Source organism: Actinoplanes flavus (genome assembly GCF_017592555.1).
GTDB classification, from domain to species: Bacteria; Actinomycetota; Actinomycetes; order Mycobacteriales; family Micromonosporaceae; genus Actinoplanes; species Actinoplanes flavus.
This window is the reverse complement of sequence record NZ_JAGFNS010000003.1, coordinates 3,646-26,435: the sequence shown is the minus strand read 5'-3', so window position 1 is coordinate 26,435 and position 22,790 is coordinate 3,646. Positions and strand designations below refer to the sequence as shown.

The 22,790-nt window shown below is 73.1% G+C and carries 23 protein-coding genes; 13 read left to right on the top strand and 10 right to left on the bottom strand.

Going from position 1 to position 22,790, the window contains the following annotated elements; all coding sequences use genetic code 11:
* Positions 1-49 precede the first annotated feature (49 nt).
* From J5X75_RS05485 to J5X75_RS05475, 3 genes are all read left to right on the top strand, one after another.
* Positions 50-4,897: a sensor histidine kinase gene (locus J5X75_RS05485; RefSeq protein WP_208466198.1), complete on the top strand. Its 4,848-nt coding sequence runs from the start codon at positions 50-52 to the stop codon at positions 4,895-4,897.
* A gap of 128 nt (positions 4,898-5,025) precedes the next feature.
* Positions 5,026-6,012 carry a glycosyltransferase family 2 protein gene (locus J5X75_RS05480; protein WP_208466197.1) on the top strand — a complete coding sequence of 329 codons (987 nt, stop codon included), beginning with the start codon at positions 5,026-5,028 and terminating at the stop codon, positions 6,010-6,012.
* Complete coding sequence (locus tag J5X75_RS05475) at positions 6,002-7,153, top strand: glycosyltransferase (protein WP_208466196.1); 1,152 nt, start codon at positions 6,002-6,004, stop codon at positions 7,151-7,153. Before J5X75_RS05480 ends, J5X75_RS05475 begins: the two co-directional genes overlap by 11 nt.
* A gap of 158 nt (positions 7,154-7,311) precedes the next feature.
* Here the strand turns inward: J5X75_RS05475 and J5X75_RS05470 are convergent, their stop codons facing one another.
* The 3 genes from J5X75_RS05470 to J5X75_RS05460 are packed head-to-tail and all read right to left on the bottom strand — an operon-like array spanning position 7,312 to position 10,642.
* Positions 7,312-8,931, bottom strand: a complete 1,620-nt coding sequence (locus tag J5X75_RS05470) for a hypothetical protein (RefSeq protein WP_208466195.1) — start codon at positions 8,929-8,931, stop codon at positions 7,312-7,314.
* On the bottom strand, positions 8,928-9,764 hold the full coding sequence (locus J5X75_RS05465) for a hypothetical protein (protein ID WP_208466194.1): 837 nt from the start codon (positions 9,762-9,764) through the stop codon (positions 8,928-8,930). Before J5X75_RS05465 ends, J5X75_RS05470 begins: the two co-directional genes overlap by 4 nt.
* A 47-nt stretch (positions 9,765-9,811) precedes the next feature.
* Positions 9,812-10,642 carry an SGNH/GDSL hydrolase family protein gene (locus tag J5X75_RS05460; protein WP_208466193.1) on the bottom strand — a complete coding sequence of 277 codons (831 nt, stop codon included), beginning with the start codon at positions 10,640-10,642 and terminating at the stop codon, positions 9,812-9,814.
* A gap of 69 nt (positions 10,643-10,711) precedes the next feature.
* Here J5X75_RS05460 and J5X75_RS05455 point away from each other — a divergent pair, with 69 nt between their 5' ends.
* Positions 10,712-11,008 (top strand): Rdx family protein, encoded by a 297-nt coding sequence (locus J5X75_RS05455; protein ID WP_307797932.1) that lies wholly within the window; start codon positions 10,712-10,714, stop codon positions 11,006-11,008.
* A 16-nt stretch (positions 11,009-11,024) separates the two neighbouring features.
* Positions 11,025-12,110 carry a calcium:cation antiporter gene (locus J5X75_RS05450; RefSeq protein WP_208466191.1) on the top strand — a complete coding sequence of 362 codons (1,086 nt, stop codon included), beginning with the start codon at positions 11,025-11,027 and terminating at the stop codon, positions 12,108-12,110.
* A gap of 5 nt (positions 12,111-12,115) precedes the next feature.
* Here the strand turns inward: J5X75_RS05450 and J5X75_RS05445 are convergent, their stop codons facing one another.
* Complete coding sequence (locus J5X75_RS05445; protein WP_208466190.1) at positions 12,116-12,313, bottom strand: hypothetical protein; 198 nt, start codon at positions 12,311-12,313, stop codon at positions 12,116-12,118.
* Between the two features lie 115 nt (positions 12,314-12,428).
* Between J5X75_RS05445 and J5X75_RS05440 the strand changes: the two genes are divergently transcribed.
* The 4 genes from J5X75_RS05440 to J5X75_RS05425 all read left to right on the top strand — a co-directional run bounded on the left by J5X75_RS05440 (position 12,429) and on the right by J5X75_RS05425 (position 15,985).
* Positions 12,429-13,169 carry a GntR family transcriptional regulator gene (locus tag J5X75_RS05440; protein WP_208466189.1) on the top strand — a complete coding sequence of 247 codons (741 nt, stop codon included), beginning with the start codon at positions 12,429-12,431 and terminating at the stop codon, positions 13,167-13,169.
* Positions 13,170-13,263: 94 nt separating this feature from the next.
* Entirely contained in the window at positions 13,264-14,241 is a 978-nt protein-coding gene (locus J5X75_RS05435) for a permease (protein ID WP_307797962.1), read from the top strand.
* On the top strand, positions 14,238-14,945 hold the full coding sequence (locus tag J5X75_RS05430) for a TIGR03943 family putative permease subunit (protein ID WP_208466187.1): 708 nt from the start codon (positions 14,238-14,240) through the stop codon (positions 14,943-14,945). The genes J5X75_RS05435 and J5X75_RS05430 overlap by 4 nt, the downstream gene beginning before the upstream one ends.
* Positions 14,942-15,985 (top strand): hypothetical protein, encoded by a 1,044-nt coding sequence (locus tag J5X75_RS05425; protein WP_208466186.1) that lies wholly within the window; start codon positions 14,942-14,944, stop codon positions 15,983-15,985. The genes J5X75_RS05430 and J5X75_RS05425 overlap by 4 nt, the downstream gene beginning before the upstream one ends.
* Here J5X75_RS05425 and J5X75_RS05420 read toward each other — a convergent pair.
* The gene (locus tag J5X75_RS05420; RefSeq protein WP_208466185.1) at positions 15,982-17,370 is read right to left on the bottom strand and encodes a PepSY-associated TM helix domain-containing protein; all 1,389 of its coding nucleotides are present in this window, start codon (positions 17,368-17,370) and stop codon (positions 15,982-15,984) included. The two genes, J5X75_RS05425 and J5X75_RS05420, sit on opposite strands and share 4 nt — an antisense overlap.
* 120 nt (positions 17,371-17,490) lie before the next feature.
* On the opposite strand from J5X75_RS05420, the gene J5X75_RS05415 reads away from it, so the two are divergent.
* Both J5X75_RS05415 and J5X75_RS05410 read left to right on the top strand, forming a co-directional pair.
* Positions 17,491-18,075 carry a copper resistance CopC family protein gene (locus J5X75_RS05415; protein WP_208466184.1) on the top strand — a complete coding sequence of 195 codons (585 nt, stop codon included), beginning with the start codon at positions 17,491-17,493 and terminating at the stop codon, positions 18,073-18,075.
* 11 nt (positions 18,076-18,086) lie between these two features.
* Positions 18,087-18,800 (top strand): YcnI family protein, encoded by a 714-nt coding sequence (locus J5X75_RS05410; RefSeq protein ID WP_208466183.1) that lies wholly within the window; start codon positions 18,087-18,089, stop codon positions 18,798-18,800.
* On the opposite strand, the gene J5X75_RS05405 is transcribed toward J5X75_RS05410, so the two are convergent.
* Positions 18,776-19,315, bottom strand: coding sequence for a class I SAM-dependent methyltransferase (locus tag J5X75_RS05405; protein WP_208466182.1), 540 nt, complete (start codon positions 19,313-19,315; stop codon positions 18,776-18,778). The two genes, J5X75_RS05410 and J5X75_RS05405, sit on opposite strands and share 25 nt — an antisense overlap.
* Before the next feature lie 53 nt (positions 19,316-19,368).
* Here J5X75_RS05405 and J5X75_RS05400 point away from each other — a divergent pair, with 53 nt between their 5' ends.
* Positions 19,369-19,752 (top strand): MerR family transcriptional regulator, encoded by a 384-nt coding sequence (locus J5X75_RS05400; RefSeq protein WP_208466181.1) that lies wholly within the window; start codon positions 19,369-19,371, stop codon positions 19,750-19,752.
* Here J5X75_RS05400 and J5X75_RS05395 read toward each other — a convergent pair.
* On the bottom strand, positions 19,749-20,117 hold the full coding sequence (locus J5X75_RS05395) for an MmcQ/YjbR family DNA-binding protein (protein WP_208466180.1): 369 nt from the start codon (positions 20,115-20,117) through the stop codon (positions 19,749-19,751). The genes J5X75_RS05400 and J5X75_RS05395 overlap by 4 nt on opposite strands.
* A gap of 114 nt (positions 20,118-20,231) precedes the next feature.
* Between J5X75_RS05395 and J5X75_RS05390 the strand changes: the two genes are divergently transcribed.
* On the top strand, positions 20,232-21,188 hold the full coding sequence (locus tag J5X75_RS05390) for a sulfite exporter TauE/SafE family protein (RefSeq protein ID WP_208466179.1): 957 nt from the start codon (positions 20,232-20,234) through the stop codon (positions 21,186-21,188).
* 57 nt (positions 21,189-21,245) lie between these two features.
* Here J5X75_RS05390 and J5X75_RS05385 read toward each other — a convergent pair whose 3' ends face one another.
* From J5X75_RS05385 to J5X75_RS05375, 3 genes are read right to left on the bottom strand one after another with little or no spacing between them, the layout of a single operon-like run.
* A complete protein-coding gene (locus J5X75_RS05385) occupies positions 21,246-22,052 on the bottom strand; it encodes a hypothetical protein (RefSeq protein ID WP_208466178.1) in 807 nt (268 codons plus the stop codon).
* 5 nt (positions 22,053-22,057) lie between these two features.
* Positions 22,058-22,426 carry a hypothetical protein gene (locus tag J5X75_RS05380; protein WP_208466177.1) on the bottom strand — a complete coding sequence of 123 codons (369 nt, stop codon included), beginning with the start codon at positions 22,424-22,426 and terminating at the stop codon, positions 22,058-22,060.
* 20 nt (positions 22,427-22,446) lie between these two features.
* The gene (locus J5X75_RS05375; RefSeq protein WP_208466176.1) at positions 22,447-22,677 is read right to left on the bottom strand and encodes a hypothetical protein; all 231 of its coding nucleotides are present in this window, start codon (positions 22,675-22,677) and stop codon (positions 22,447-22,449) included.
* Positions 22,678-22,790 lie beyond the last annotated feature (113 nt).

Sequence of the window (22,790 nt, the reverse complement as noted above, 5' to 3'; positions counted from 1 at the left end):
CGTCCCGTGCTTACCATCGGACCACGGGGATCCACGAGATCGGCTGGCCATGGAAACGGGAGAAGATCACGGTGAGGAACTGCTCTACCTGAGTGACCGGACGCGGGTCACCCGCCGGATCTCGCCCGACGGTCCGGGCCTGGTGTTCAAGCACGCCGCGGGGCCGGGGGCGGCCCACCGGATCGAGCACGAACGCGCCGTTCTGGGAAGGCTCGCGGGTCTGCCCGGTGTGCCCCGCCTGGCGTCGCGTCAGCCGCGCCGGACGCTGGTTCTCCAGGACGACGGCGGCAGCCCGCTTCCGGCCGGGCCGCTGCCGGTGCCGGACCTGGTCCGTATCGCGCTCGCCCTGGCCGTCACGCTCGCCGGGGTGCACCGTGCCGGTGTCCTGCATCGCGATGTCACCCCGGCCAACGTGGTGGTGCGGTCGGATGCCGCGCCGTTGCTGATCGACTTCGATCTGGCGGTCGCCGGTGCGCCGGGGGCCGGTGAGGGCCCGGTCGGCACGCTCGGTTTCCTGCCGCCGGAGCAGACCGGCCGTACCGGTCTGAGCGTCGATCGCCGTGCCGATCTCTACGGTCTCGGCGCCACCCTGTACGCCCTGGCCACCGGTGTCGCCCCGGTGACCGGGCACGATCCGCTGGAGATGATGCGGGCCACCCTGTCCGGGACGCCGGCCGTGCCGGGCCTGCCCCGGCGGCTGGGTGACATCGTCATGCGGCTGGTGGAGAAGGATCCGGACCGGCGTTATCAGAGCGCCGAGGGCCTCGCCCACGATCTGACCCGCTGGACGGCCGACCCGGACGGCGACTGGGAGCTGGGCGAGCGTGACTTCCCGCCGTTCCTGCCGGCGCCGCCCACCCCGGTCGGCCGGGATCCGCAGATCGGAACCCTGGCCGCGGCCCTGGACCGGGCGCTCTCCGGCGACGGCCGGGCCGTGCTGGTCAGCGGCCCGCCCGGGATCGGCAAGAGCGCCCTGCTCCAGACGCTGCGGCCGCTGGTCACCGCCCGCGACGGCTGGTTCCTCGCCGGCAAGTACGAGCAGTTCGGCGCCGGGGTCGGCAACGACGGTCTGAGCCGGTTGGCCGGCGGATTGGCCCGGCTGCTGCTCGCCCTGCCGGAGGCGGAGCTGGCGGGCCATCGGGACCGGTTGGTCGCCGCGCTGGGTGAGGCGGGCCAGGTGCTGTCCGATGTCGCGCCTGAGCTGGACGTCCTGCTCGGCGGGCGGGTGGCGGCCGAGACGGCGGAACTGGTGACTCCGCCGGCCTGGGCCAGCGACAGTCTGATCACGCTGTTACGCACGGTGGCGGTCCACCGTCCGCTGGTCGTGGTGGTCGACGATCTGCAGTGGGCCGGCCGGGCGTCGCTGCGGGTGCTGGACGGGCTGGTGACCGCCGGCCCGATCCCCGGGCTGCTGGTCGTGTGCGCCTACCGGGACGAGGAGGTCGACGCCGGTCATCCGCTCACCGGCCTCGTCTCGCGGTGGGAGCGTGACGGTCTGGTGGCGCCGCCGTTGCGGCTGGCCGGGCTGGACCGGGCCGGGCTGGCCGAGCTGACCGGGGCGGTGCTGCGGGTGGAGCCCACCGCCACGGCCGCGCTCGCCGGCCTGATCGGCACGGCGAGCGCCGGAAACCCGTACGCCACCGTCGAACTGATCAACGCGCTTCGCGCCGAGGGCCGGCTGAGGCCGGCCGAGGCCGGCTGGGACTGGGACCCGGAACCGGCACGGGACTTCGTCGCCCGCCACCACCTGCCCCAGCTGCTCACCGCCCGGCTGGCGCAGCAGCCGCCGGCGACCCGGCACCTGCTCGCCGCACTGACCTGCTTCGGCTCCGACGTCCCCCGGGAACTGCTCGCCACCGCCACCGCGACCCCGCTCGGCGCCCTCCCGGCCCACCTCGCCCCGGCCGTCACCGACGGCCTGATCAGCGTTGACGGCACCGTCGAGTTCTGCCACGACCTGGTGCTGCGGGCGGCCCGCGATCTGCTTCCGGCCGCCGAACTGGATCGGTCGCGGCTGGCGATGGCCCGCCGTCTGGCCGCCCACGACGGCTACGAGCAGCAGGCCGCCGAGCAGTACTTCGCGGTCGCCGGCCTGATCGGCGACGACGACGAACGCCGGACCGCGGCCACCCTGCTGCACCGGGCCGGCCGCCACGCCGCGCGCACCACCGACTACCCGCTCGCCGACGAGCTGCTGGCCGCGGCCGACCGGGTTTTGGCCACCGTCGACGCCGCCGCCGAACGCGACGCGATCGCCGTGGACCGGCACGCCGCCCTCTACTGCCTGGGCCGGCACGCCGACGCCGACCGGATCTACCACGACCTCGCCGCCCGGTTCCCGGACCCGCTCGCTCTGGCCGGCGCCACCGCCGTCCAGATCAACAGCCTGACCCAGCGGGACGAATGCCGCGCGGCGATCACTCTCGGGCTCGACCTGCTGCGGCGATTCGGTATCGGCCCACCCGCCGACCTGGCCGCGGACAACCGGCGCGCCGTGCTCGAACTCCGGGACTGGGTCACCACCCGCGGACCCGCCTACCCGTCTCAGGAGTCCACCGATCCGCGGATCATCGCGGTGGCCCGGATCCTGCAGCGGATGCTCGTGCCCACCTTCCTGATCGACCCGAACCTGCACGCCTGGCTGGTGCTACGGACGCACACGCTGTGGCAACAGAACGGCGTCTGCTCGCCGCTGACCGGCACTCTGGGCGGGGCCATCCGCGTGACGAGCCTGCTGCTCGACGACCATCGCACCGGATACCTGCTGACCGGGCACGCGCTGCGGGCCGCCCGGGAACACGGCTACCGTGCGTCGGCGGGCGTGGCCGCCTATCAGCACCAGATGCTGGCCGCGCCCTGGTTCGAGCCGCTGGAGGAGGTCGCCGAGGCCTGCTGGCAGACCCGCGACGACCTGCTGGCGGCCGGCGACGTCCAGGTCGGCGGGTGGCACTGGGCTCGGTTGCTGGTCCTCTTGCTGGAGACCGAGGACTCCCTGGAGACCTGCGCCGAGGAGACCGCGGCCGTGCTGGCCTTCGCGGAACAGACCGGCAACTGGTACGCCCGGCTGATCGCCCTCGGGCACCGGCAGCTGATCCGGGCGCTGCGCGGGCAGACCGCCGGACCGGGTTCCTTCGCCAGTGAGGACTTCGACGAGGCGGCCTACCTGGACGAGATCGGCGAGAATTCGCCCCTGCTGGCCGACTACCACCTGGATCGGGCGCTGGTGGCGCTGCTCAGCGACGACGCCGTGGCTCTGGAGAGGCATGCGGCCGAGGCGATGCGGTACCGCGACGCGTTTCGCGGGTTCTACGCCGGCGCTCTCGTCCGGGTGATCCACTGTCTCAGCGATCCGTCCCCCGCCACGGCGGACGCCCGTGACTGGCTGGCCCGCCGGGCCGCCGACGCGCCCCGCAACTTCCGGCCACTGCTCCTGCTGGTGGACGCCGAGAACGCCCGCACCGCGGGCGACGCCACCACCGCCCTGCGACTGTTCGACGAGGGCCTGCACCAGGTGACCGGCCGCCCCTGGCACCACGCGCTGCTCGCCGAACGAGCCGCCCGCCTGCACCGGGAACAGGGCCTGGCCCACACCGCACGCCGGCTACTGACCGAAGCCCGCGACGCCTACCAGGCCTGGGGCGCCGACACACCGGCCACCCGGCTGCAAACCCGGCACCCGTTCCTGCGCAACACCGCCACCAGCGGCTCCGGCAGCCAAGCCGACCACCTCGACCTGATGGCGATCCTGCGCGCCTCCCGGGCACTCAGCTCCCAGACCAGCCTCACCGGACTGACCACACAGGTCACCGACGTGCTGTGCGCCATGACCGGCGCCACCGACGTATGCCTGTCACTGCACGACCGCACCGTCCCCACCGACGGCGGCCCGCAACCACCGGCCGCCGCCGTCCGCTACGTCCAGCGCACCCACCAGCCGCTACTGGTCGCCGACGCCACCCGCGACGACCGGTTCTCCCACGACCCCTACCTCGCCGGCCTGGAAGCCTGCAGCCTGCTCGCCATCCCCGTGCCCTGCCACAGCGCCCAGAACGCCGTCCTCATCCTCACCCACCGCGGCCGGCGCGGCGTGTTCTCCACCAACCGCCTGCAAACCGTCGAACTGATCGCCGGACAACTCGCCGTCTCCCTCGACAACGCCCTGCTCTACGACTCCCTCGAGAACCAGGTCCGGGCCCGCACCGCCGAACTCGCCGACCGCAACCGCGACCTCGAAGCCGCCGGCCAGCTCAAGACCGACCTGATCGGCATGCTCGGCCACGAGATCAACAACCCGCTCGCCACCATCTTCGGCCACCTCGACCTCATCCTGACCGGCGACACCCTTCCCCCACCGACCGAAGAACTGGTCATCAAGGTGCAGCGCACCACCCGCCGGCTCGCCGGCATCGTCGACGAAGTCCTCGCCCTGGTCCGCATCGACGCCGGCCGCCTCACCGCCACCCCACGCCCGGTCCGGGTCACCGACCACATCCACGCCGCCCTCGCCACCACCGCCACCGCCACCGCCACGGTCACCTGCCCACCCGGACTGACCGCCACCGTCCAACCCGGCCACCTCGACCAGATCCTCACCAACCTGATCAGCAACGCCACCAAATACGGCGGCGGCGTCACCACCATCCACGCACACCGCACCGACAGCGGCCCCGTCACCATCGACGTCACCGACCGCGGCCCCGGCGTGCCCCCGGAATTCCGCGACCACCTCTTCGACCGCTTCGCCCGCGCCGCGTCCACCGCCGCCAAGACCCCCGGCACCGGCCTCGGCCTCTACATCGTCCGCGAACTCGCCCGCGCCAACGGCGGAGACGTCCGCTACCGCCCCGCGCCCGACGGGGGATCGATCTTCGTCGTCTCACTCCCGCCGGCGGCTTGACCGGACCGTGCGGACCTCCACTGCTGGCAGGCCGTTCCGCGGCCCGCCGCCCGGCATTAACTGTCCGGTCTCCCAGCGCTCATAGCGTCGGCTCGAATACGCCCGGCCCCCTGCGTAAGCGAGTCGACATGCCTGCTGAACCGGACGTCAGCGTCGTCATCCCGACCTGTGGCCGGCCACTGCTCGCCACCCGGGCGGTCCACGGCGCCCTCGGCCAGACCCACCGCGATCTCGAGGTCATCGTGGTGCTGGACGGTCCCGACCAGGCCACCACCGACGCCCTCGCCGAGATCGGCGACCCCCGGCTGCGGGTGGTCGTCGTCCCGGAGCGCCGCCGCGCCCCGAACGCCCGCAACGTCGGCGCCGCCGAGGCCCGCGGACGCTGGACCGCGCTGCTCGACGACGACGACGAATGGCTGCCCGGCAAGATCGAGGTACAGCTGGCGCTGGCCGCCGGTTCGGCCGCCCGCTACCCGGTGGTCGCCAGCCGGCTGATCAACCGCACCCCGCGCGCCGACTCGGTCATGCCCCGCCGTCTGCCCGCCGCCGGGGAGCCGCTCAGCGAGTACTTCTGCGTCCGGCGTGGCCTGTTCTACGGCGACGGCTTCATCCAGACGTCGACGATCATGACACCGACCGAGTTGCTGCGCCGGGTGCCGTTCACCCCGGGGCTGCGCCGCCAGCAGGAACTCGACTGGGCGCTGCGGGCGGTCCGCGAGGACGGTGTGGAACTGCTCTACGCCGAGCAGCCGCTCGTGCTCTGGCACCAGGACGAGGACCGCGACCGGATCAGCCTGCACCACCCGTACGAGCAGCAGCTCGCCTGGCTGCGCGACAACCGGCACCTGTTCACGCGCCGGGCGTACGCCGCCTTCACGCTCAGCGTGATCAGCTCGATGGCCGCGCCGTCGCGCGAGGGCCGGCACTTCCGCGAACTGCTCGCCGAAGCCCGCGAGCACGGCGACCCGCGCGCCCTCGACTACCTCACCCACCTGCAGATCTGGGCCCTGCCGCCGGCCCTGCGCCACCGGCTGCGGGACCTGATCGTCGGCCGCCGCGACCCCGCCCCCGCCGCCGTGGCCGCGCCCGCCGCCGAGCCGGTCGATGCCGGCTGACGGCCGCCGCGTCGCGATCTGGCGCAGCGCCATGCTGCCCGGCTCGGAGACGTTCATCCGGGCCCAGGGCGACGCGCTCACCCGCTGGCGGCCCACCTACGTCGGCGCCGTCCGCGCCGGGTCCGCGCTGTCACGCCCGGACGACGTCATCACCTTCCCGGACGGTGGCCGCGACTTCCTGCGCCTGCGCCTCACCGGCGCCTCGCCCCGGCTGCGCGCCGTCCTCGCCGGCGTACGCCCCGACCTGGTCCACGCCCACTTCGGCGGCGACGGCTGGCTGGTCAGCCACAGCGCCCGCCGGCTCGGCAGACCGCTGGTCGTCACGGTGCACGGCCACGACGTCACCAGGCAGCCGCAGGCTCCCGGACCGTACGGGCTGCGCTACCGGCGCAACCTGCGGACCGTCTTCGACCGCGCCGCCCTGGTCATCGCCGTCTCCGACGTGATCCGCGCCCGCGCCGAGCAGTGCGGCGCCGACCCGGCCCGGATCCGCGTCCACCACACCGGCGTACCGGTGCCGGGCACCCCACCGATCGTCCCGAAACGCTGGGACGTCGCCTTCGTCGGCCGCTTCGTCGCCAAGAAGGGCGTGGACGACCTGCTCACCGCCCTGTCCACACTCACCGGACCGCGCCCGCGCGCCCTGCTCATCGGCGACGGCCCGCTGCTGCCAGAGATGCGCGCCCTCGCCGACCGTCTCGGCGTCGACGCCACCTTCGTCGGCGCCCGGCCACCCGCGTCGGTCCAGCAGCACCTCGCCGCATCGCGGATGCTGGCCGCGCCCTCCAAGACCGCCCCCGACGGCGACACCGAGGGCCTGCCCACCACCGTCCTGGAGGCCGGCGCGCTCGGCCTGCCGGTGGTGGCGACCCGGCACAGCGGCATCCCCGAAGCCGTCGCCGACGGCGAGACCGGCCTGCTGGTCCCGGAAGCCGACCCGAGATCCCTGGCCGCCGCCCTCGGCCGGCTGCTCGGCGACGCCGGCCTGCGCCGCCGCCTCGGCGCCCGGGCCCGCACCCACGTCGCCGCGCACTTCGACCTGAACACCCAGACGGCCCGCCTGGAAGACCTCTACGACCAGGCCGTCCGCACGTCACTCTCCCCGCCCGGTCAGCCTGGGCGGCGTTTCCGGTACGCGTGACGCCGCCCCGCCGAACCGTGGCCGTCCCCTGGCGCACCCGCGAGCTGATTGCCCACTCCAGCCTGTGCCGCGCCCGCCGGGCGCAGATCGCCGGTCACCGGCCGGCCGTGAGCGCTTTCCTCAACGGTCTCGAGACGGCTACGCCTCCGGGCCGGCGTTCAGGCGGTCGAGCGCAGTCGGGTGAGGACGGTCCGGGCCAGGCGCTTTCCGCCGCGCACGCCACCGAGCACGGCGGTCGCGGCGCGGCCGGGAGTGGTCGCCCGCAGCACGGCGATGACGCGATGGGCACGGGACAGGTCGGCGCGCATGGTCGCGGCGCTCTGTTCGTACCACTCGATCTGCGCCCTTGCCTCGGAGAGCTCCCGCGCCAGACGGTCGTGCGCCGCGCTCAGCTCGCGGAAGGTCTCCGGCGCCGGCCGGGGCACCGGATCCGGATCGCGGCCGGTCATGGCGGCCGGTAGACCGGCGGGCCAGCGGTCGGCCAGGTTCTCGTCGTGCAGCGCGCCCGCGAACCGGCTCAGCGCGGCATCCGGGCCGGCGGGCGCGGCCAGCGGATACAGGCCGCCGTCCCCGGTCACCAGGATCGCGTCGGCGTCGACCCCCGCGGCGTCGCCGGACTGCCAGGCGGTCAGCAGCGCCCGCATCTCGGGCAGATTGCCGCGGCGGGCCGCGCTCAGCAGGACGTCGTGCAGGCAGCGGCCGGTGGGCAGCGGCTCGTCCGCCCCGTCCGGAAGCCAGCCGCGCGCCGTCCGCCACAACGCCGACGGCGTGCCCGGCTCGTGGCCGGCCCGGGCCGATGGCGTGCCCGGCTCGTCGGGAGTCGCGGACGGTGCGGGCTTCGGGTTGTCGGCGGTCGCGAACGATGTGGGTTTCGGGTTGTCGGGGGTCGAGGACGATGTGGGCTTCGGATCGTCGGAGGTCGCGGACGGTGCGGGCTTCGGGTTGTCGGCGGCCGGGGCCAGCAGCACGTCGGGCAGGGGAGTGGGCGGGTGGCCGGGCCGGGTCGCGGCGACGAACCAGGCCGGGGCCAGCGCGGACGCCAGCCGGTGACGCAGCAGGGCGGGCGCGAGTGGGCGCGGATCGGCCAGCAGCGGCCCGGACGGGCGGCCGGCCCGGCGCAGCGCCGAGGTGAGCAGACCCGCCAGCTCCGGGTCGGCGAGGGCCGCGTCGGTCACCAGCACGGCCGGGTTCCGCGGGGACGGATGTGCGGCGTACCCCCGCTCCGGGGTGAGCCCCGCAGCCCGCAGCCGCTCCCGCAGATCGTCGAGCCCCACCGGCCGCGTCGGGTCGTCGCCGGCCGGAGCGGCCCAGTCGGCGTCGCCCGGTTCCGCCGCGGCCGCGTAGAGGCGGTGCAGGCCGGCCGGATTGGCGCAGCCGAGCAGCAGCCGCCCGCCGGGACGCAGCACCGCGAGCAGCAGCGCCAGGCCGGCGGCCCAGGTCAGGTCCTCGGTCTCGGTCGAGCCGGCCCGGTCCAGGCCGTCCAGGGCGATCACCGTGTCGTACGCCGGAACCGCCGCCAGCTTCGCAAGGCTCCCGCAGCACACCTCGACGCCGGGACGGCCGGCGTACCGGGTGGCCAGCGTCTCGGCGTCCGGCACCCCGCGGACCAGCACGGTGATCTGCCGGGCCGGGACCGCGTCGATCAGCTCGGGCTCGTGCGGCCCGACGATCAGCGTGTGACCGCGCGCCGACGCGGCGAGCCGCCGCAGCACCGGCCCGCCGGCCGGCTCACCGTCCGACCAGTGCGGCATCTCGCCGCCGAGCAGAAGGGCGGTCATGCGGCGGCCTCCCGGCCCTCGGCGGTCCAGCGGAACAGAAGGCGCAGCTCGGCGGGGGAGAGCAGCCGGTCCGCGCCGAGCTCGTCGACGGCGGCCGCCCGCGCGGCACCCGGGTCGACCTCGGCGCCGTGCAGCCCGGCCCACTGGCGGCGGATGCGGGGACGGCCGCCGAACAGGTCGCGCTCGTCGCGCAGTCGCATCGGGTCGCCGTAGACGGCCGGTTCGCAGCCGGCCAGGATGCCGTAGAAGATCGCGCTGCACAGCCGGTTCGACGCCACCCGGCGGTGCCGGCGCTGCTCGGCGAGCTGCCGGTCGAGGAAACCCGGGTCCAGGTCCCGCCACCAGCCGCCCCGGTAGCCGTGACAGATCACCCGGAACCCGGCCCGCTCGTAGCGGCGGCGCACCCCGGCGGTCCGGTACTCCTGCCAGTACAGGCAGACGGTGACCGGGCCCGGCTCGGTGTCGCGGATCTCGGCGATCAGACGGTCGTGGTCGCCCTGGACGTGCTGGCCCTCCCAGCCGTGGAACGGGTACCAGATCGTCCCCTCGCGCACGGCGTCCGGCGCGGGCGTGATCTCCACCAGGTAGGCCCACGGGGCGCCGGTGACGTACACCGGACGGCGCCCCATCGACCAGGCCCGCCGCCGGGTGCGCTCACTCCACACGAACGACGGCACACCGGGCGTGAACTCGTGGTCGGGCGCCATGCCGTCCCCGATGTTCCAGCCGTGCTGGAGATACCCGCGGATGCGCGGCGGATCGGGCGACTCCGGCAGGCCGCAGTACCGGGCCATCACCGCGGAATGCCCGTAGTAGTGGTTCGCGTGGTGCACGTCCCATCCCAACCCGGGCAGGTGTGCACCACGCGAACACCAGGGGATCAGCCGATGTCGGCGACGAGTTCCTTGAGGTACGCCTGGTAGCCCTCGGCCGTCGGGTGGAACGACTCGGACAGGTCGTCGCGGACCGAGTGGATCCACGGCTCCTTGGTGCAGGCCTCGTGGCCCCGGAACGCCTCACGCACGTCGACGAAGGTGAACCCCGGCTGGGCCGCGACCCGCGCCTCGATCAGCTCGTTGAGGGTGTCCGAGCCCGCGTTCAGCGCCTTGCGGTGCGCGTCGGTCAGCGAGTCGCAGGACACGCCGGACCGGCCCGGCTCGGCGACCAGGTGCGGGTAGCCGAGCACGTACACCTTCGCGTTCGGCGCCCGGTTGCGGATCGCCTGGTAGAGGGTGTCCAGCCGGGCCGGCATGGTGGCCTCGAACGCGGCGCCCGCCTTGCCCACCGACGTCTGGCAGGTCGCGCCGTCACCGAACATGCACTGCTGGAGGACGGAGAACCAGCCGGCGTCGTTGCCGCCGACCGTGAGGGTCACCCAGCCGGTGTTCTCGTCGAGCTCGGTGAGCTGGTTGAACTGGACGTCGTCGATGACGGCGCCACCGCACGTGGCGTCGGTCACCGCGCCGAACGGGGTGGCCGCGCGGGACTTCACCCACAGCTGCGGGTATCCGCCGTCCTTACTCTGCTTGCACTCGGTGTCGCCGTAGTTGCCGGCGCCGACACCGGCCGCGTACGAGTCACCGAGCGCCACGTAGTCACGGGCCTCCACGGCCTTCTCCGCGCTGCCCTCCGCGCCGGAACAGGCCGAGACGGTGACGGCCACCAGTAGCGCCAGCCCACCGGCGGCGGCCGCGGTCCAACGTCCCCTCAATGCGACTCCTTAAGACGGTTGATCCCCGCGATCATGCCTGATCAGGCCGTTCCGGCATACTGCGGAGCTGTGACGCAGCCGCGAGAACCCCGCCTGGAGATCGAGTACTGCACCCAGTGCCGTTGGCTGATGCGCGCCGCATGGACCGCCCAGGAACTTCTCACCACCTTCGCCACGGAGCTGGGAGAGGTCGCCCTGGTGCCGGGTGTCGGCGGCGTCTTCGAGGTACGGCTGGGCGAGGAGACCCTGTGGTCGCGCCAGGGCGAGGGCGGCTTCCCCGAGCTGCCGCACCTCAAGCGGCTGGTCCGGGACCGGATCGCCCCGGAGCGGAGTCTCGGCCACTCCGAGGGCCGGAAGGCCGACTGACCGTCACAGTTGTGGGATGAAAGTCCTTTCCCGCTGGACCCTGGCCGTTCCGGTGCTCGCCTTCGCGGCACTGGTCCTGACCTGGGGACGCGACCTGCCGCCACCCGGCGTGATCATCATCGCCCTGCTGCTGGCCGGCGCCGTGCTGGCCGCCGTGCACCACGCCGAGGTGGTGGCGCACCGGGTCGGCGAGCCGTACGGCTCCCTGATCCTGGCGGTCGCCGTCACCATCATCGAGGTGGCCCTCATCGTCACGCTGATGATCAGCGGCGGCGACAAGGCCCAGTCGCTGGCCCGGGACACCGTCTTCGCCGCCGTGATGATCACCTGTAACGGCATCCTCGGCGTCTCCCTGCTGGTCGGCGCGATCCGCCGGCGGATCGCGGTCTTCAACCCGGAGGGCACCGGCTCCGCCTTCGCCACCATCGCCGCGATCGCCGTGCTCAGCCTGGTCCTGCCGACGTTCACCACGAGCCGGCCGGGACCGCAGTTCTCGCCCGCCCAGCTCGGCTTGGCGGCCGTCGTCTCGCTCGCCCTCTACCTGCTGTTCGTCACGGTGCAGACCCGCCGGCACCGCGCCTACTTCCTGTCGATCACCACCGAGGGCGAGGTCATCGACAGCGAGGAGCACGTCGCACCGCCGACCGGCCGGGCCGCCCTCACCAGCCTCGGCCTGCTGCTGCTCGCCCTGGTCGCGGTCGTCGGCCTGGCCAAGGGGGTCTCGCCCACGGTCGAGTCGGCGGTGGCCGGCGCCGGCCTGCCGCAGTCCGTCGTCGGTGTGGTGATCGCCCTGCTCGTGCTGTTGCCGGAGACCATCGCGGCGATCCGCGCGGCGGCCCGCGACCGGATGCAGACCAGCCTCAACCTGGCGCTCGGCTCCGCGATGGCCAGCATCGGCCTGACCATCCCGGCGATCGCCGTCGCGATGATCTGGCTGGAGGGCCCGCTGCTGCTGGGCCTCGGCGGCACCCAGCAGGTGCTGCTCGCGCTGACCTTCGTGGTCGGCACCCTGACCATCGTTCCCGGCCGCGCCAACATCCTCCAGGGCGGGCTCCACCTGAGCCTGCTGACGGTGTTCCTGTTCCTGGCGGCGAGTCCGTGATGACCTCAGCCATCGCACTCCACCTGGGTCAGCGCGTAGACAGCGCTCGTGCCTTGGCCGTCGTCCAGTTCGGAGACCGTGAGGTCGGAGGCCCACACCTGCCGGGCGTAACCGGGGCCGGATCCGGCGTCGATCCAGACGGTCACCGGCCCGGCCGGAGGCAGCTCACGCGGTCCCGTCACCAGAATCGACTTCCGTGCCATCTCGGCCTTCTGGGTACAGCGGCGGCCCCGAAGCCGCACTTCGCATCCATCTGACCAACAAGAGATGTGAACACTCCAGATGTGTTCACGCTGAACACGAGTAGCGTGAACACACATGGGTGAACCGGCATATCGAGACGTCGCCAACGCGATCCGCGCGGACATCGAGGCGCGTCACCTGGTTGACGGCGACCGGCTCCCGACCGTGCGGGAACTGGCCCAGCGCTACGGCGTGCCGACCGGCACGGTGGCCAAGGCCGTGGACATCCTCCGCGCGGACGGGGTGATCGTGGCCCGGCACGGCCGGGGGCTCTACGTCCGAGCTTTCGGCCGGATCGTGCGCTCCTCCCCGGACCGGCTCTCGCGTGCCTGGTGGGGCGAGGGAAAGGCGATCCAGGACCGGGACACCCACGGCCGGCTCCGCGTCGTGCACGTGGTCGTCGAGGAGGCCCCTGCCTCCGCGGTCGTCGCCGAGGCGCTCGGCGTGCCGGTGGGCGCCGCCGTGTTGACCCGGGCGCGGCGCTTCGCGGTGGAGGACCGCATCGTCCAGACCGCGATCAGTTTCCTTCCGCTCGACGTGGTGGCCGCCGCCCCCGCGGTGGGGTACACCGGTTCGGGGCCCGGCGGGATCTACGCCCGCATGACCGAGGCCGGGCTGGGGCCGGAGACGTTCCGGGAGTCGCTGGTGTGCCGGATGCCGACCTCGGCAGAGGCGGAGGTGATGGCCCTGCCCCGGGGAACTCCGATCATCGCGGTCACTCGCCGGGCGTACACCGCCACCCGGCGGTGCGTCGAGATCAACGAGATGGTGCTGGACTCCAGCGCATATGAGCTGGAGTACGTGCTCGGCGCATGACAACGCACGCCGGAGCCTGACTCGCGGCGGCGAGTCCGTGATCAACCGGAAACGGTAGATTCCCACGGTGACCGAAACGCAGGAGCGCGAGAGCATAGCCGACGCCCCGGCCGGTGAGCGGCGAAGCCGGGGAATCAGTTCGGTGGAAGTGCTCGCCGCGGTTCTGGTCCTGCTGGTGATCTTCCGTGGCCGGCTGTCCGGCCTGGTCTCCGGTGAGCGCCTGCAGACCTGGACCACGGTTTTCGTCTCGGTGCTGGTGCAGGCGGTCCCGTTCCTGGTCTTCGGGGTGCTGCTGTCGGCGGTCATCGCGGTGTTCGTGCCCCGCTCGTTCTGGGCGAAGGCGCTGCCCCGGCATCCGGCGCTCGCGGTCCCGGCGGCGAGCGTGGCCGGGGTGGTGCTGCCCGGCTGCGAGTGCGGCGCCGTACCCATCGCGGGGTCTCTGATCCGTCGTGGGGTGACGCCGGCCGCCGCGCTCGCGTTCCTGCTGGCCGCCCCGGCGATCAACCCGATCGTGCTGACCGCGACCGCGGTCGCCTTCCCCGGTGACCCGGAGATGGTGGTGGCCCGCGGCCTGGCCAGCCTGGCCGTCGCGGTGCTGATGGGCTGGCTGTGGCTGCGGCTCGGGCGGGCCGACTGGATCCGGCTGCCGCACCGGCCCGACCTGGACGGCTCCCGGGGCCGGGCGTTCTGGGCCGCCTGCCGGCACGACGTGGTGCACGCCGGCGGCTTCCTGGTGGTCGGCGCCGCGGCCGCCGCGACGATCAACGTGATCGTCCCGGAGGCCTGGCTCCAGACGCTGGCGAGCCACCCGGTGCTGTCCGTGCTGGCGCTGGCCGTCCTCGCCGTGCTGCTGTCGATCTGCAGCGAGGCGGACGCGTTCGTCGCCGCCTCGCTGTCGCAGTTCTCGCTCACCTCGCGCCTGGTGTTCCTGGTGGTCGGGCCGATGGTGGACCTGAAGCTGATCTCGATGCAGGCCGGGGTGTTCGGGCGCGGGTTCGCGCTGCGGTTCGCGCCGGCCACCTTCGCGGTGGCGGTGCTGGCGGCGGTCGTGGCGGGGGTGGCGCTGCTGTGAACCGGCAGGCGCAGGCGGTCGTCCTCTTCCTCTTCGGCGGCGCGATCCTCAAGGCGTCGTTCACCGACCTCTATCTGCGGTACGTGAAGGAGGGCCTGCGACCGTTCCTGATCGCGTCCGGTGTGGCCCTGGTGGCGGCCGCGGTCATGACCCTCCGGTACGAGTTCCGCGGCTCCCGTCCCGCCCCGGACGACGAGCACGGGCACCACCACGAGCCGCGGGTGGGCTGGCTCCTGATCCTCCCGGTGCTGGCCCTGCTCCTGGTCGCGCCACCGGCCCTCGGGTCGTACACCGCCGTCCAGTCGGGCACCGTCCAGCTCACCGCCGAGTCCGACTTCCCGCCGCTGCCCGACGCCGACCCGGCCCCGGTCGCGCTGATCGACTACGCCTCCCGGGTGATCTACGAGGACGGCCGCAGTCTGGCCGGCCGCCGCGTCCAGTTGACCGGTTTCGTCGCCCGCGGCGAGGACGGCTCGCCGATGCTGGCCCGGATCGTGGTGAGCTGCTGCGCCGCCGACGGCCGCCCGATCAAGGTGGGCCTCACCGGCGGCCCGGTCGTCGACGTCCCCTCCGGCACCTGGCTCCAGATCACCGGGACGTACAGCGACAAGCGGGCCAAGGACCCGGTCAACCAGGCCGACATCGCGTTTCTCGAGGTGGAGCAGTGGCAACCGGTCGACCCGCCGAAGCAGCAGTACGAATGAGGACGTGGATCGGCCCGGTCGTGGCCCTGCTCGCGGCCGGCGCCCTGCTGGCCGGAACCCTGCCGGAGCCGCCGCCACGCGACCCGGGCGCGGCCGGCCGCCCGACACTGGCGCAGGCGTGGCCCGGGGCCTCCCGCGCCGACCTGCCCGGCCTCACCGTCGAGCCGCTGCTGTTCCTGGACGCCACGACGGTCGTCGGCACCCGGGCGAGCGCGGACGCCGTACACCTCGTGGTGGTGAAGGGTGACGCCGAGCGCGAGTTGCGCCGCCTGCCGGCCGCCGACGAACCCCGCTTCGAAGGCCTGACCGTCGCCGGCGGCGAGATGGTCTGGACCGAGGCGGCCGGCGACCGGCCGGTCGAGGTGTGGGCGGTCCGCCGGGAGGGCGGCGTGCCCCGCAGGCTGACCGCGGACACCGGCAACACCCTGTTCTACGGCAACCAGTACGACCTGGTGGTGGCCGGCGGCCGGGTGCACTGGGCGGCCGGCGAGGGCAGCGCGACGACCGAGATCCGGTCCGTAGCGCTGACCGGCGGCAAGGTCGAGATCCGCGAGGAGAGGGGCCAGTGGGCGCTGTCCGCCTGGCCGTGGCTCACCGACGACACCGGCAACCAGTCCGGGACCGTCCGGATGCGGAACATGACCACCGGCCAGGAGGTGCGGGCGCCGGTCTCCGGAGCCGAGTGGGCCATGTGCAGCCCGGTCTGGTGCCGGGTCATGGTGATGAACGGCGACGGCCTGGCCCGGATGGACGCGATGCGCCCGGACGGCGCCGACCGCCGCCGGGTGGCCGGTCCGGAGGCGCAGGCCGCGGTGAGCGACGTGGCCGTGCTGGACCGGTTCGAGATCTTCTCCGAACCGGGCCCGGAGTCCGACGTCACCGGCGTGGCCGGCCTCGTCGTGCACGACCTGACGACCGGGCGGACGGTGAACCTGGCGGCCGCCGCCGACCTGGCCGCCACCAAGGACGGGATGCTCTGGTGGTCGACCGGTCAGCAGGAGGCCGCCGTCTGGCACACCCTCGACCTGCGGACCGTCTAGGCGCGCTTGCGGAGGCTCAGCAGCGCGTCGGCCAGCAGGAACGCCACCAGCGGGAGGCCGAACCAGGGGAGCGCCCAGCCGATCGCGAAGACCACCGGCACGCCGGCCGCGACGGCCCACGCCGGCAGGCCCAGCCACGCGCCGCGGGCCGGCGCGGCCCCGGCCAGGGCGGGGCGGTCGGTCCGGGTCGGGCGGCGCTGCCACCACATCCGGTAACCCCACAGGATCACGCACAGCAGCCCGATCGCCAGCGCCGCCAGCAGGATCTGGTTGACCGGCCCGAACAGGATCCCCATGTGCGCCTGCACGCCCAGCTTCGACAGCTGCGCCAGCAGCGGCCAGTCGGCGAAGTCGCTGCGCGCCACCACGGTCGCGGTGGCCGGGTCGACGGCGATCCGGTCCAGCTGAACCGGCCAGGTGTTGTCGATCCCGGCGACGGTCCAGGCGGCGCCGCCGGTCTCCGGCAGGCTCAGCTCGACCGGGCCGGTGAGACCGCTGTCCCGGGCCACCCTCAGCACGGTGTCGGCCTGCGCCGGGTCGACCGCGACCGGGGCCTCGCTGCCGGCGCCGTGGTGGCCGCCGGCCGAGCCGGAGACGCCCGGCACCTCCAGGCCCGGCCGCTGCGCTCCGAAGGCGGTCTGCACCGTGTCGAACGAGGCGCCCGCATAGCGTGACCAGGTGAGACCGGTCGCCGAGAGGATCAGCAGGCCGAGGCTCAGCCACAGTCCGGTGGCCGCGTGCCAGCCCCGGGTCCGGCGGACGCCCTTCTTCGCCGACAGCTCCGGGGCCAGCATCTTGCGGACGCTGCGGCGGCGCCGCCACCACAGCACGACGCCGCCGAGGGTGAGCACCCACAGCCAGCTCGCGGCGATCTCCGAGTAGTGCCGGCCCAGGTCGCCGAGGTGCAGGTTGCGGTGCAGGTCGTCCAGCCAGGTGGTCACCGGGGTGGAGCCCCACCAGGTGGTCAGCTGCCCCTGGACCGCGCCGGTGTGCGGGTCGACGTAGACGGTGTGCTGGTTCTCGCCGAGATCCGGCTGGGCGAACACCACCCGGGTGCTCTGGTCGCCGTCGGCCGGCTGGACCGCCGCGATCGTGCCGTCCGGGTGGCTCGCCCGGGCCGCGGCGATCTGCTCGGCCAGCGGGAGGGTGGGGCCGCTCCTGGTCGCGGCGGTGAGCTTGTCGCCGTACAGGATGGTGTCGATCTGTGGGGTCGCCGTGTAGAGAAGGCCGGTCAGGGCCGCCACCACCAGGAACGGGGCGACCAGCACCCCGGCGTAGAAGTGCAGGCGCAGCAGCAGCGCGCCGAACGCGGACGGGCGGCGGGCCTCGCGGGGAGGCGCCGGCGGGGTCACCGGCTGTTCGGTCAGTTCGGGGGTCACGGCCATGCGGCTGTCCTCAATATGCGGCGAAGGGTGGGCTGCGTCGCCGGTTGGTCGCCCCCGGGGGCCACGAAGTTCCCGGCGGATTTCCGGGAACCAGGTCCCGGCATCGGGCGACTAACGGGCATGTCGACTGTCACCATCCGGGCTCGCCTGGGGCCGTTGCTCGCCCTCGCCGCACTGCTGCTGGTGCTCGTGCCCGGCACTCCGGCCTGGGCGCACAACGCGCTGGCCGAGGCCAGCCCGGCCAAGGGCGCCACGCTGAAGGAGTCGCCGGCCGAGGTGAGACTGCGGTTCCTGCAGAAGCTGGACCCGGACCACACCACGATCACGGTGAGCGACGCCGGTGGGGCGAAGGTGACCACCTCGGCGCCGACGGTGAAGGGCGCCATCGGCTCCGTCACCATCGGCCAGCCCCTGGCCAACGGGGTCTACACGGTTGCCTACCAGGTGGTCTCCACGGACGGGCACCCGGTGAAGGGTTCGTACGAGTTCACCGTCGACGACCCGGCGCCGCCGGCCGAGTCGCCGTCACCGTCACCGTCCGCCGCGGCGCCCGCTCCGGCCGCCACCACGACCAGCGCCACGAGCCCACCGCTGCTGGCCGCCGAGGAGTCCTCGAACACCACTGTCTATGGTCTTGTCGCCGGTATCGCGGTCGCTGTCGCCGCCGTTGCCGCTTTCCTGTTCATTCGTCGCCGCAAGGCATGAGAGGTTCCCCGATGAAGCAGACCGCATGGCGGCGCGCCGCCACCGTCACCGCCGTCGCGGCCGCGTTCGTGCTCGGCCTGGCCGGCCCCGCGGCCGCCCACGTGACGGTCAATCCCAGCACCGCGACCCAGGGCGGGTACGCCAAGGTGTCGTTCCGCGTGCCGAACGAGAGCGACACCGCCTCCACCACCAAGCTGGAGGTCAACCTGCCGGCGGACAGCCCGGTCGGTTCGGTGTCGCTCAAGCCGGTGCCGGGCTGGACCGCGGTCGCCGAGAAGTCGAAGCTGGCCACCCCGCTGAAGGTGCACGACCACGAGATCAGCGAGGCGGTCACCAAGATCACCTGGACCGCGGCGTCCGGCTCGGAGATCAAGCCGGGGACCTTCCAGGAGTTCGACGTCTCGCTCGGGCCGCTGCCGGAGACCGGGCAGATGGTCTTCAAGACGCTCCAGACCTACTCCGACGGCACCATCGTCCGCTGGATCGACGAGCCCACCACCGACGGCACCGAGCCGGAGAACCCGGCGCCGGTCCTCAAGCTGACCGCCGCCTCGGCCGCCCCGTCCGCCGCCCCGGCGCCCGCACCCGAGGCGGCCGAACCCGCCGAGGACGACGGCAACGCCACCGCCTGGGGGATCGCCGGTCTGGTCGCCGGTCTCGCCGGGCTGGTCATCGGTCTGCTCGCCTACCGCAAGGCCGCTCAGTCCACGACTCCCACGCCCTGAATCCGGGTGTAGATCGACAGCGGGTGGTGCGGCTCACGCCGTACCCCCGCTGTCTTCTGGGAAAGCGCGTCCGCCAGCCGGCGCAGCCGGGCGAACCGGAAGTCGTGGATCAGGATCCGGCCGCCCGGCCTCAGCACCCGGAACAGCTCGGCGGCGGCCGCCTCCGGGTCCGGCCACTCGTGCGCGCTGAGCGTCGACACGATCAGGTCCAGGCTGTCGTCCGGCCACGGCAGGCACGCCACATCGGCCACCTCGACGCGGATCCCCGGGCGGCGTGCCAGGGCCGCCATGTCCGGCGACAGGTCGGCGCCGGCGAGCCGCAGGTCCGGCCGGCGCGCGGCGAGTTCGTGCAGCAGGCGGCCGGGGCCGGTGCCGACGTCCAGCACGGCGGCGCCCGGCCCGGCGACGGCCGCGACCTCCCCGGCGACCCGGCGGTAGAAGCCGCGCAGCAGCCGGGTGGCTCGCCGGTCGTACGCGGCGCTGGCCCGCCGGTCGAACTTGATCTCCGTGCTCATGGCGTCCTCCGATGCGCTTGACAACACCGGGGACCCTGCATCTTCATGTCGACATGAAGTCAAGCATCGGGGATCTGGCCGCCCGGTTCGGACTGCCCGCGCACGTCCTGCGGCACTGGGAGCAGATGGGCCTGCTCACCCCGGAGCGGTCCGCCGCCGGCCACCGGGTGTACGGCGACGCCGACGCCGCCCGGATCGTGCTCATCCAGCTCGCCAAGGAGGCCGGCCTGAGCCTGGAGCAGGCTCGGCGGCTGCTCACCGACGCCCGTGACCGGCAGTCCCGCCGTGACCTCTACGCGGCACACGCCGAGACTCTCCGCAAGCGCATCGCGGCGGCCGAGGCGGCGCTCGCGCTCGTCGAACACGCCGCCGAATGCGACGCCGACGACTTCACCACCTGCCCGCACCTCGCGGCGAAGGTGGCCGGGCGGCTCTAACCCGGCCGGTAGGCCGCCTCCACGTCCTCGGGCGCGCGCATCCGCCAAGCGTCGGTCACCAGCTCGCTCAGCCGTTCGGGTGAAACCCGCTCCAGGCGGACCATGACGAGCGGCAGGCCGTCATAACCCGGCGTGGTGAAGAACATGTCCGGCTCGCCGAGCACCAGCGCCTGCTTCTCGGCCTCGTCCCCGACGTAGAGCACCGCGATGTCGGTACGGATCACTCGCGGTTTTCCGGGTAGACGTTCCGGATATGACCAGACGAAACCCTTGCCGGCGACCCGGAAGTCGAAGCCGTCGCTGTCGATCTCCTCGACCTGCGGGAGAGCGAGAGCCATCCGCCGTACGTCATCCGCGTCACTCACGGTGGCCATTCTGCAACATCGTCACCAAGGGATGCCTTGCCTACGGGGTAGGTAGGCTCCTATTATCCGATCCAAGATGTAGGAATTGACCCTCCCTCCCCTGGCGGTCGGCACATGCAGAAGCTCATCCTCCTCGCCCTCGTCGGGCTCGGCGCTCAGCTCGTCGACGGCAGCCTGGGCATGGCCTACGGCGTCACCTCGACCACCCTCCTCCTCGCGATCGGCACCAACCCGGCGGCCGCGTCCGCCACGGTGCACCTCGCCGAGATCGGCACCACGCTGGTCTCCGGCCTCTCGCACTGGCGCTTCGGCAACGTCGACTGGAAAGTCGTCCTCAAGATCGGCGTCCCGGGCGCGGTCGGCGCCTTCGCCGGCGCGGTCGTCCTCTCCGGCATCTCCACCGAGGTCGCGGCGCCGCTCATGGCGGTCATCCTGCTGACACTGGGCCTCTACGTCTTCCTCCGCTTCACCTTCCAGGGCCTGCCCAAGGGCCAGCTCGGCAAGCCGCTGCGCAAGCGGTTCCTCACCCCGCTCGGCCTGGTCGGCGGCTTCGTCGACGCCACCGGCGGCGGTGGCTGGGGCCCCGTCGGCACCCCCGCCATCCTGGCCAGCGGCCGGCTCGAACCGCGCAAGACCATCGGCTCCATCGACACCAGCGAGTTCCTCGTCGCCGTCGCCGCCAGCATCGGCTTCATCTACGGCATCGGCAGCGAGAACATCGACTACGGCTGGGCCTTCGCCCTGCTGGTCGGCGGCGTCATCGCCGCACCCATCGCCGCCTGGCTGGTCCGCCACATCCCGCCGCGGGTGCTCGGCGCCGCGGTCGGCGGCGTCATCATCCTCACCAACACCCGCTCCCTGCTGCGCAGCGACTGGATCGACGCCCCCGACAACGTCCGCTACGCGGTCTACGGCGTGATCTACGTGGTCTGGGCGGCGGCGATCGTCTACTCGGTGCTGCAATACCGCAAGCACTCCGCCGAGGACGCGCAGATCATCGCCGAGGCGGAGGCCGTCGCGGCGGCCGGCGACACCCCGGACGACAAGGACAAAACCCCGGCAAACGTCTGACCCGAGATCGTACGAGGAACGGGTCCCGCTCCACGGCGGGACCCGTTCCGTGTCCGCTCAGTCCGTCGCCACCTGCCACGGCCGCGGATTGTCGGTGATCCTCTCGCCGACCCGCGGCCAACGGCTCACCGGCGGATCGCCCTCCGACGGCATGCCCTCGGAGTCGCGAAGCTCGGATTCCATCGTGTTGATCGCGGTCTTGAACCGCGAATACGCGTCGTAGATGATCGGCGCCGCGGTCAGCAGCATGGTGACCGCCCCGGCGGCGGCGGAGATGGCGATCGGCCCCGCAGCCGGAGCACCCACCCCCGTTCCCGCGGCGGCGACCGCCGCGACCAGCCCGACGACGAAGGTCGCCGCCGCCGCGCCGATGGCGATGAGGAACACGATCTGGCTGTGCCCCAGCTCGTGCAGCGCGCTCTTCACCGAGGTCGACAGCGGCATGAAGGACTGGGTGGCGAGGCGCTGGGCCTCCGCGGCGTCCTTGTAGGCGCGTGCGGCGGAGCCGACGAAGCTGTCGTCGGCGGCTCGCGAGTTCGGAGCCATCCTGGCGGCCTGATCGCTGAGTTTCTGGCCCACCTCGGTCTCCCACAGCTCCCCGACACGGAACAGCGCCGGCGGATACCCGGGCTCCGTGATGAAACGCTGCAGGAGATTGAAGAACTTGTCGGTGGCCTCGGTCAGTTTCTGGAAGGCGGCGATGATGCCCTCCGAGATCATCGGCACGTAGATGAACGTGAGGGCGCGGTTGAGCCGCTCCTCCAGCAGGCGAAAATTGTCCTGGATCTCCTGGACACCTCGGGAGATCGCCTGCGTGGCGTCGTAGAAGTCCTGCTCGAACGCGCCTGCTCCGGGTGCGGTCATGTCGTCTACCTCCCCGGCGGGTTCTTGCTGACGGAACCCAGCGCCTCGCCCAGGACACCGCCGATGCCGGCACCCGCCTCGCGGTCCGTGTCGTCGATCTGATCCCGTGCATCGCGCAGCGCCAGCGACAACTTCTCCATCTCGGTCCGCCCGTCGTTCAGGCTCTTCGCCACGAACAGCTGGACCTGCGCGTATTTCTCGAGGACACCGAGTTCGACACCGACGATGCCGATCTCGAAGCTGCCGAGGAGAAGGCTCTGCGCGACCTGCCCGGCGGAGCCGACCAACTGGGCGGACTGGAACCAGAACCGTGAGTCGCTGTCGAGGTCTTCGAGCGCGGCTCTCACCTCATCGGGGGTGGGCACATCTCCCATCCCGGTCACCTCCTCGGATGTCAGCCGCCGGTCAAGCGCCGGAGGAACTCCTGCGGATCTCGTGCCAGATCACGTATCGCGTCGAGGTGCGGGGTGGGGGCGGCCGCAGCCTCGTCGTCGATCGCCCGGTAACCCTGTCGGCAGGCGGACTCCACCTCGTCGGCGATGTCCCGCCCGTCGGCATCCGACCGTAACCAGCGGTCCTCCACCTCCACGCCGGTGAGGTTGGGGCCGGTGAGGGTCACGGTCACCCGGCCGGAGCGGCTCCGGCCGGTCGTCGTGGGGGGGGGGGGGGGCGGCCCCCCCCCCCCCGGGGGGGCCCGCCCCGCCCCGGCCCCCCGGAGCCCGAGGGGCACCACCAGCA

Excerpts from the sequence above, each read along its gene's own strand:
- J5X75_RS05485 (WP_208466198.1), top strand. The coding sequence starts at position 50 with ATGGAAACGGGAGAAGATCACGGTGAGGAACTGCTCTACCTGAGTGAC.
- J5X75_RS05480 (WP_208466197.1), top strand. The coding sequence starts at position 5,026 with ATGCCTGCTGAACCGGACGTCAGCGTCGTCATCCCGACCTGTGGCCGG.
- J5X75_RS05475 (WP_208466196.1), top strand. The coding sequence starts at position 6,002 with ATGCCGGCTGACGGCCGCCGCGTCGCGATCTGGCGCAGCGCCATGCTG.
- J5X75_RS05470 (WP_208466195.1), bottom strand. The coding sequence starts at position 8,931 with ATGACCGCCCTTCTGCTCGGCGGCGAGATGCCGCACTGGTCGGACGGT.
- J5X75_RS05450 (WP_208466191.1), top strand. The coding sequence starts at position 11,025 with ATGAAAGTCCTTTCCCGCTGGACCCTGGCCGTTCCGGTGCTCGCCTTC.
- J5X75_RS05445 (WP_208466190.1), bottom strand. The coding sequence starts at position 12,313 with ATGGCACGGAAGTCGATTCTGGTGACGGGACCGCGTGAGCTGCCTCCG.
- J5X75_RS05440 (WP_208466189.1), top strand. The coding sequence starts at position 12,429 with ATGGGTGAACCGGCATATCGAGACGTCGCCAACGCGATCCGCGCGGAC.
- J5X75_RS05425 (WP_208466186.1), top strand. The coding sequence starts at position 14,942 with ATGAGGACGTGGATCGGCCCGGTCGTGGCCCTGCTCGCGGCCGGCGCC.
- J5X75_RS05420 (WP_208466185.1), bottom strand. The coding sequence starts at position 17,370 with ATGGCCGTGACCCCCGAACTGACCGAACAGCCGGTGACCCCGCCGGCG.
- J5X75_RS05415 (WP_208466184.1), top strand. The coding sequence starts at position 17,491 with ATGTCGACTGTCACCATCCGGGCTCGCCTGGGGCCGTTGCTCGCCCTC.
- J5X75_RS05410 (WP_208466183.1), top strand. The coding sequence starts at position 18,087 with ATGAAGCAGACCGCATGGCGGCGCGCCGCCACCGTCACCGCCGTCGCG.
- J5X75_RS05405 (WP_208466182.1), bottom strand. The coding sequence starts at position 19,315 with ATGAGCACGGAGATCAAGTTCGACCGGCGGGCCAGCGCCGCGTACGAC.
- J5X75_RS05400 (WP_208466181.1), top strand. The coding sequence starts at position 19,369 with ATGAAGTCAAGCATCGGGGATCTGGCCGCCCGGTTCGGACTGCCCGCG.
- J5X75_RS05390 (WP_208466179.1), top strand. The coding sequence starts at position 20,232 with ATGCAGAAGCTCATCCTCCTCGCCCTCGTCGGGCTCGGCGCTCAGCTC.
- J5X75_RS05385 (WP_208466178.1), bottom strand. The coding sequence starts at position 22,052 with ATGACCGCACCCGGAGCAGGCGCGTTCGAGCAGGACTTCTACGACGCC.
- J5X75_RS05380 (WP_208466177.1), bottom strand. The coding sequence starts at position 22,426 with ATGGGAGATGTGCCCACCCCCGATGAGGTGAGAGCCGCGCTCGAAGAC.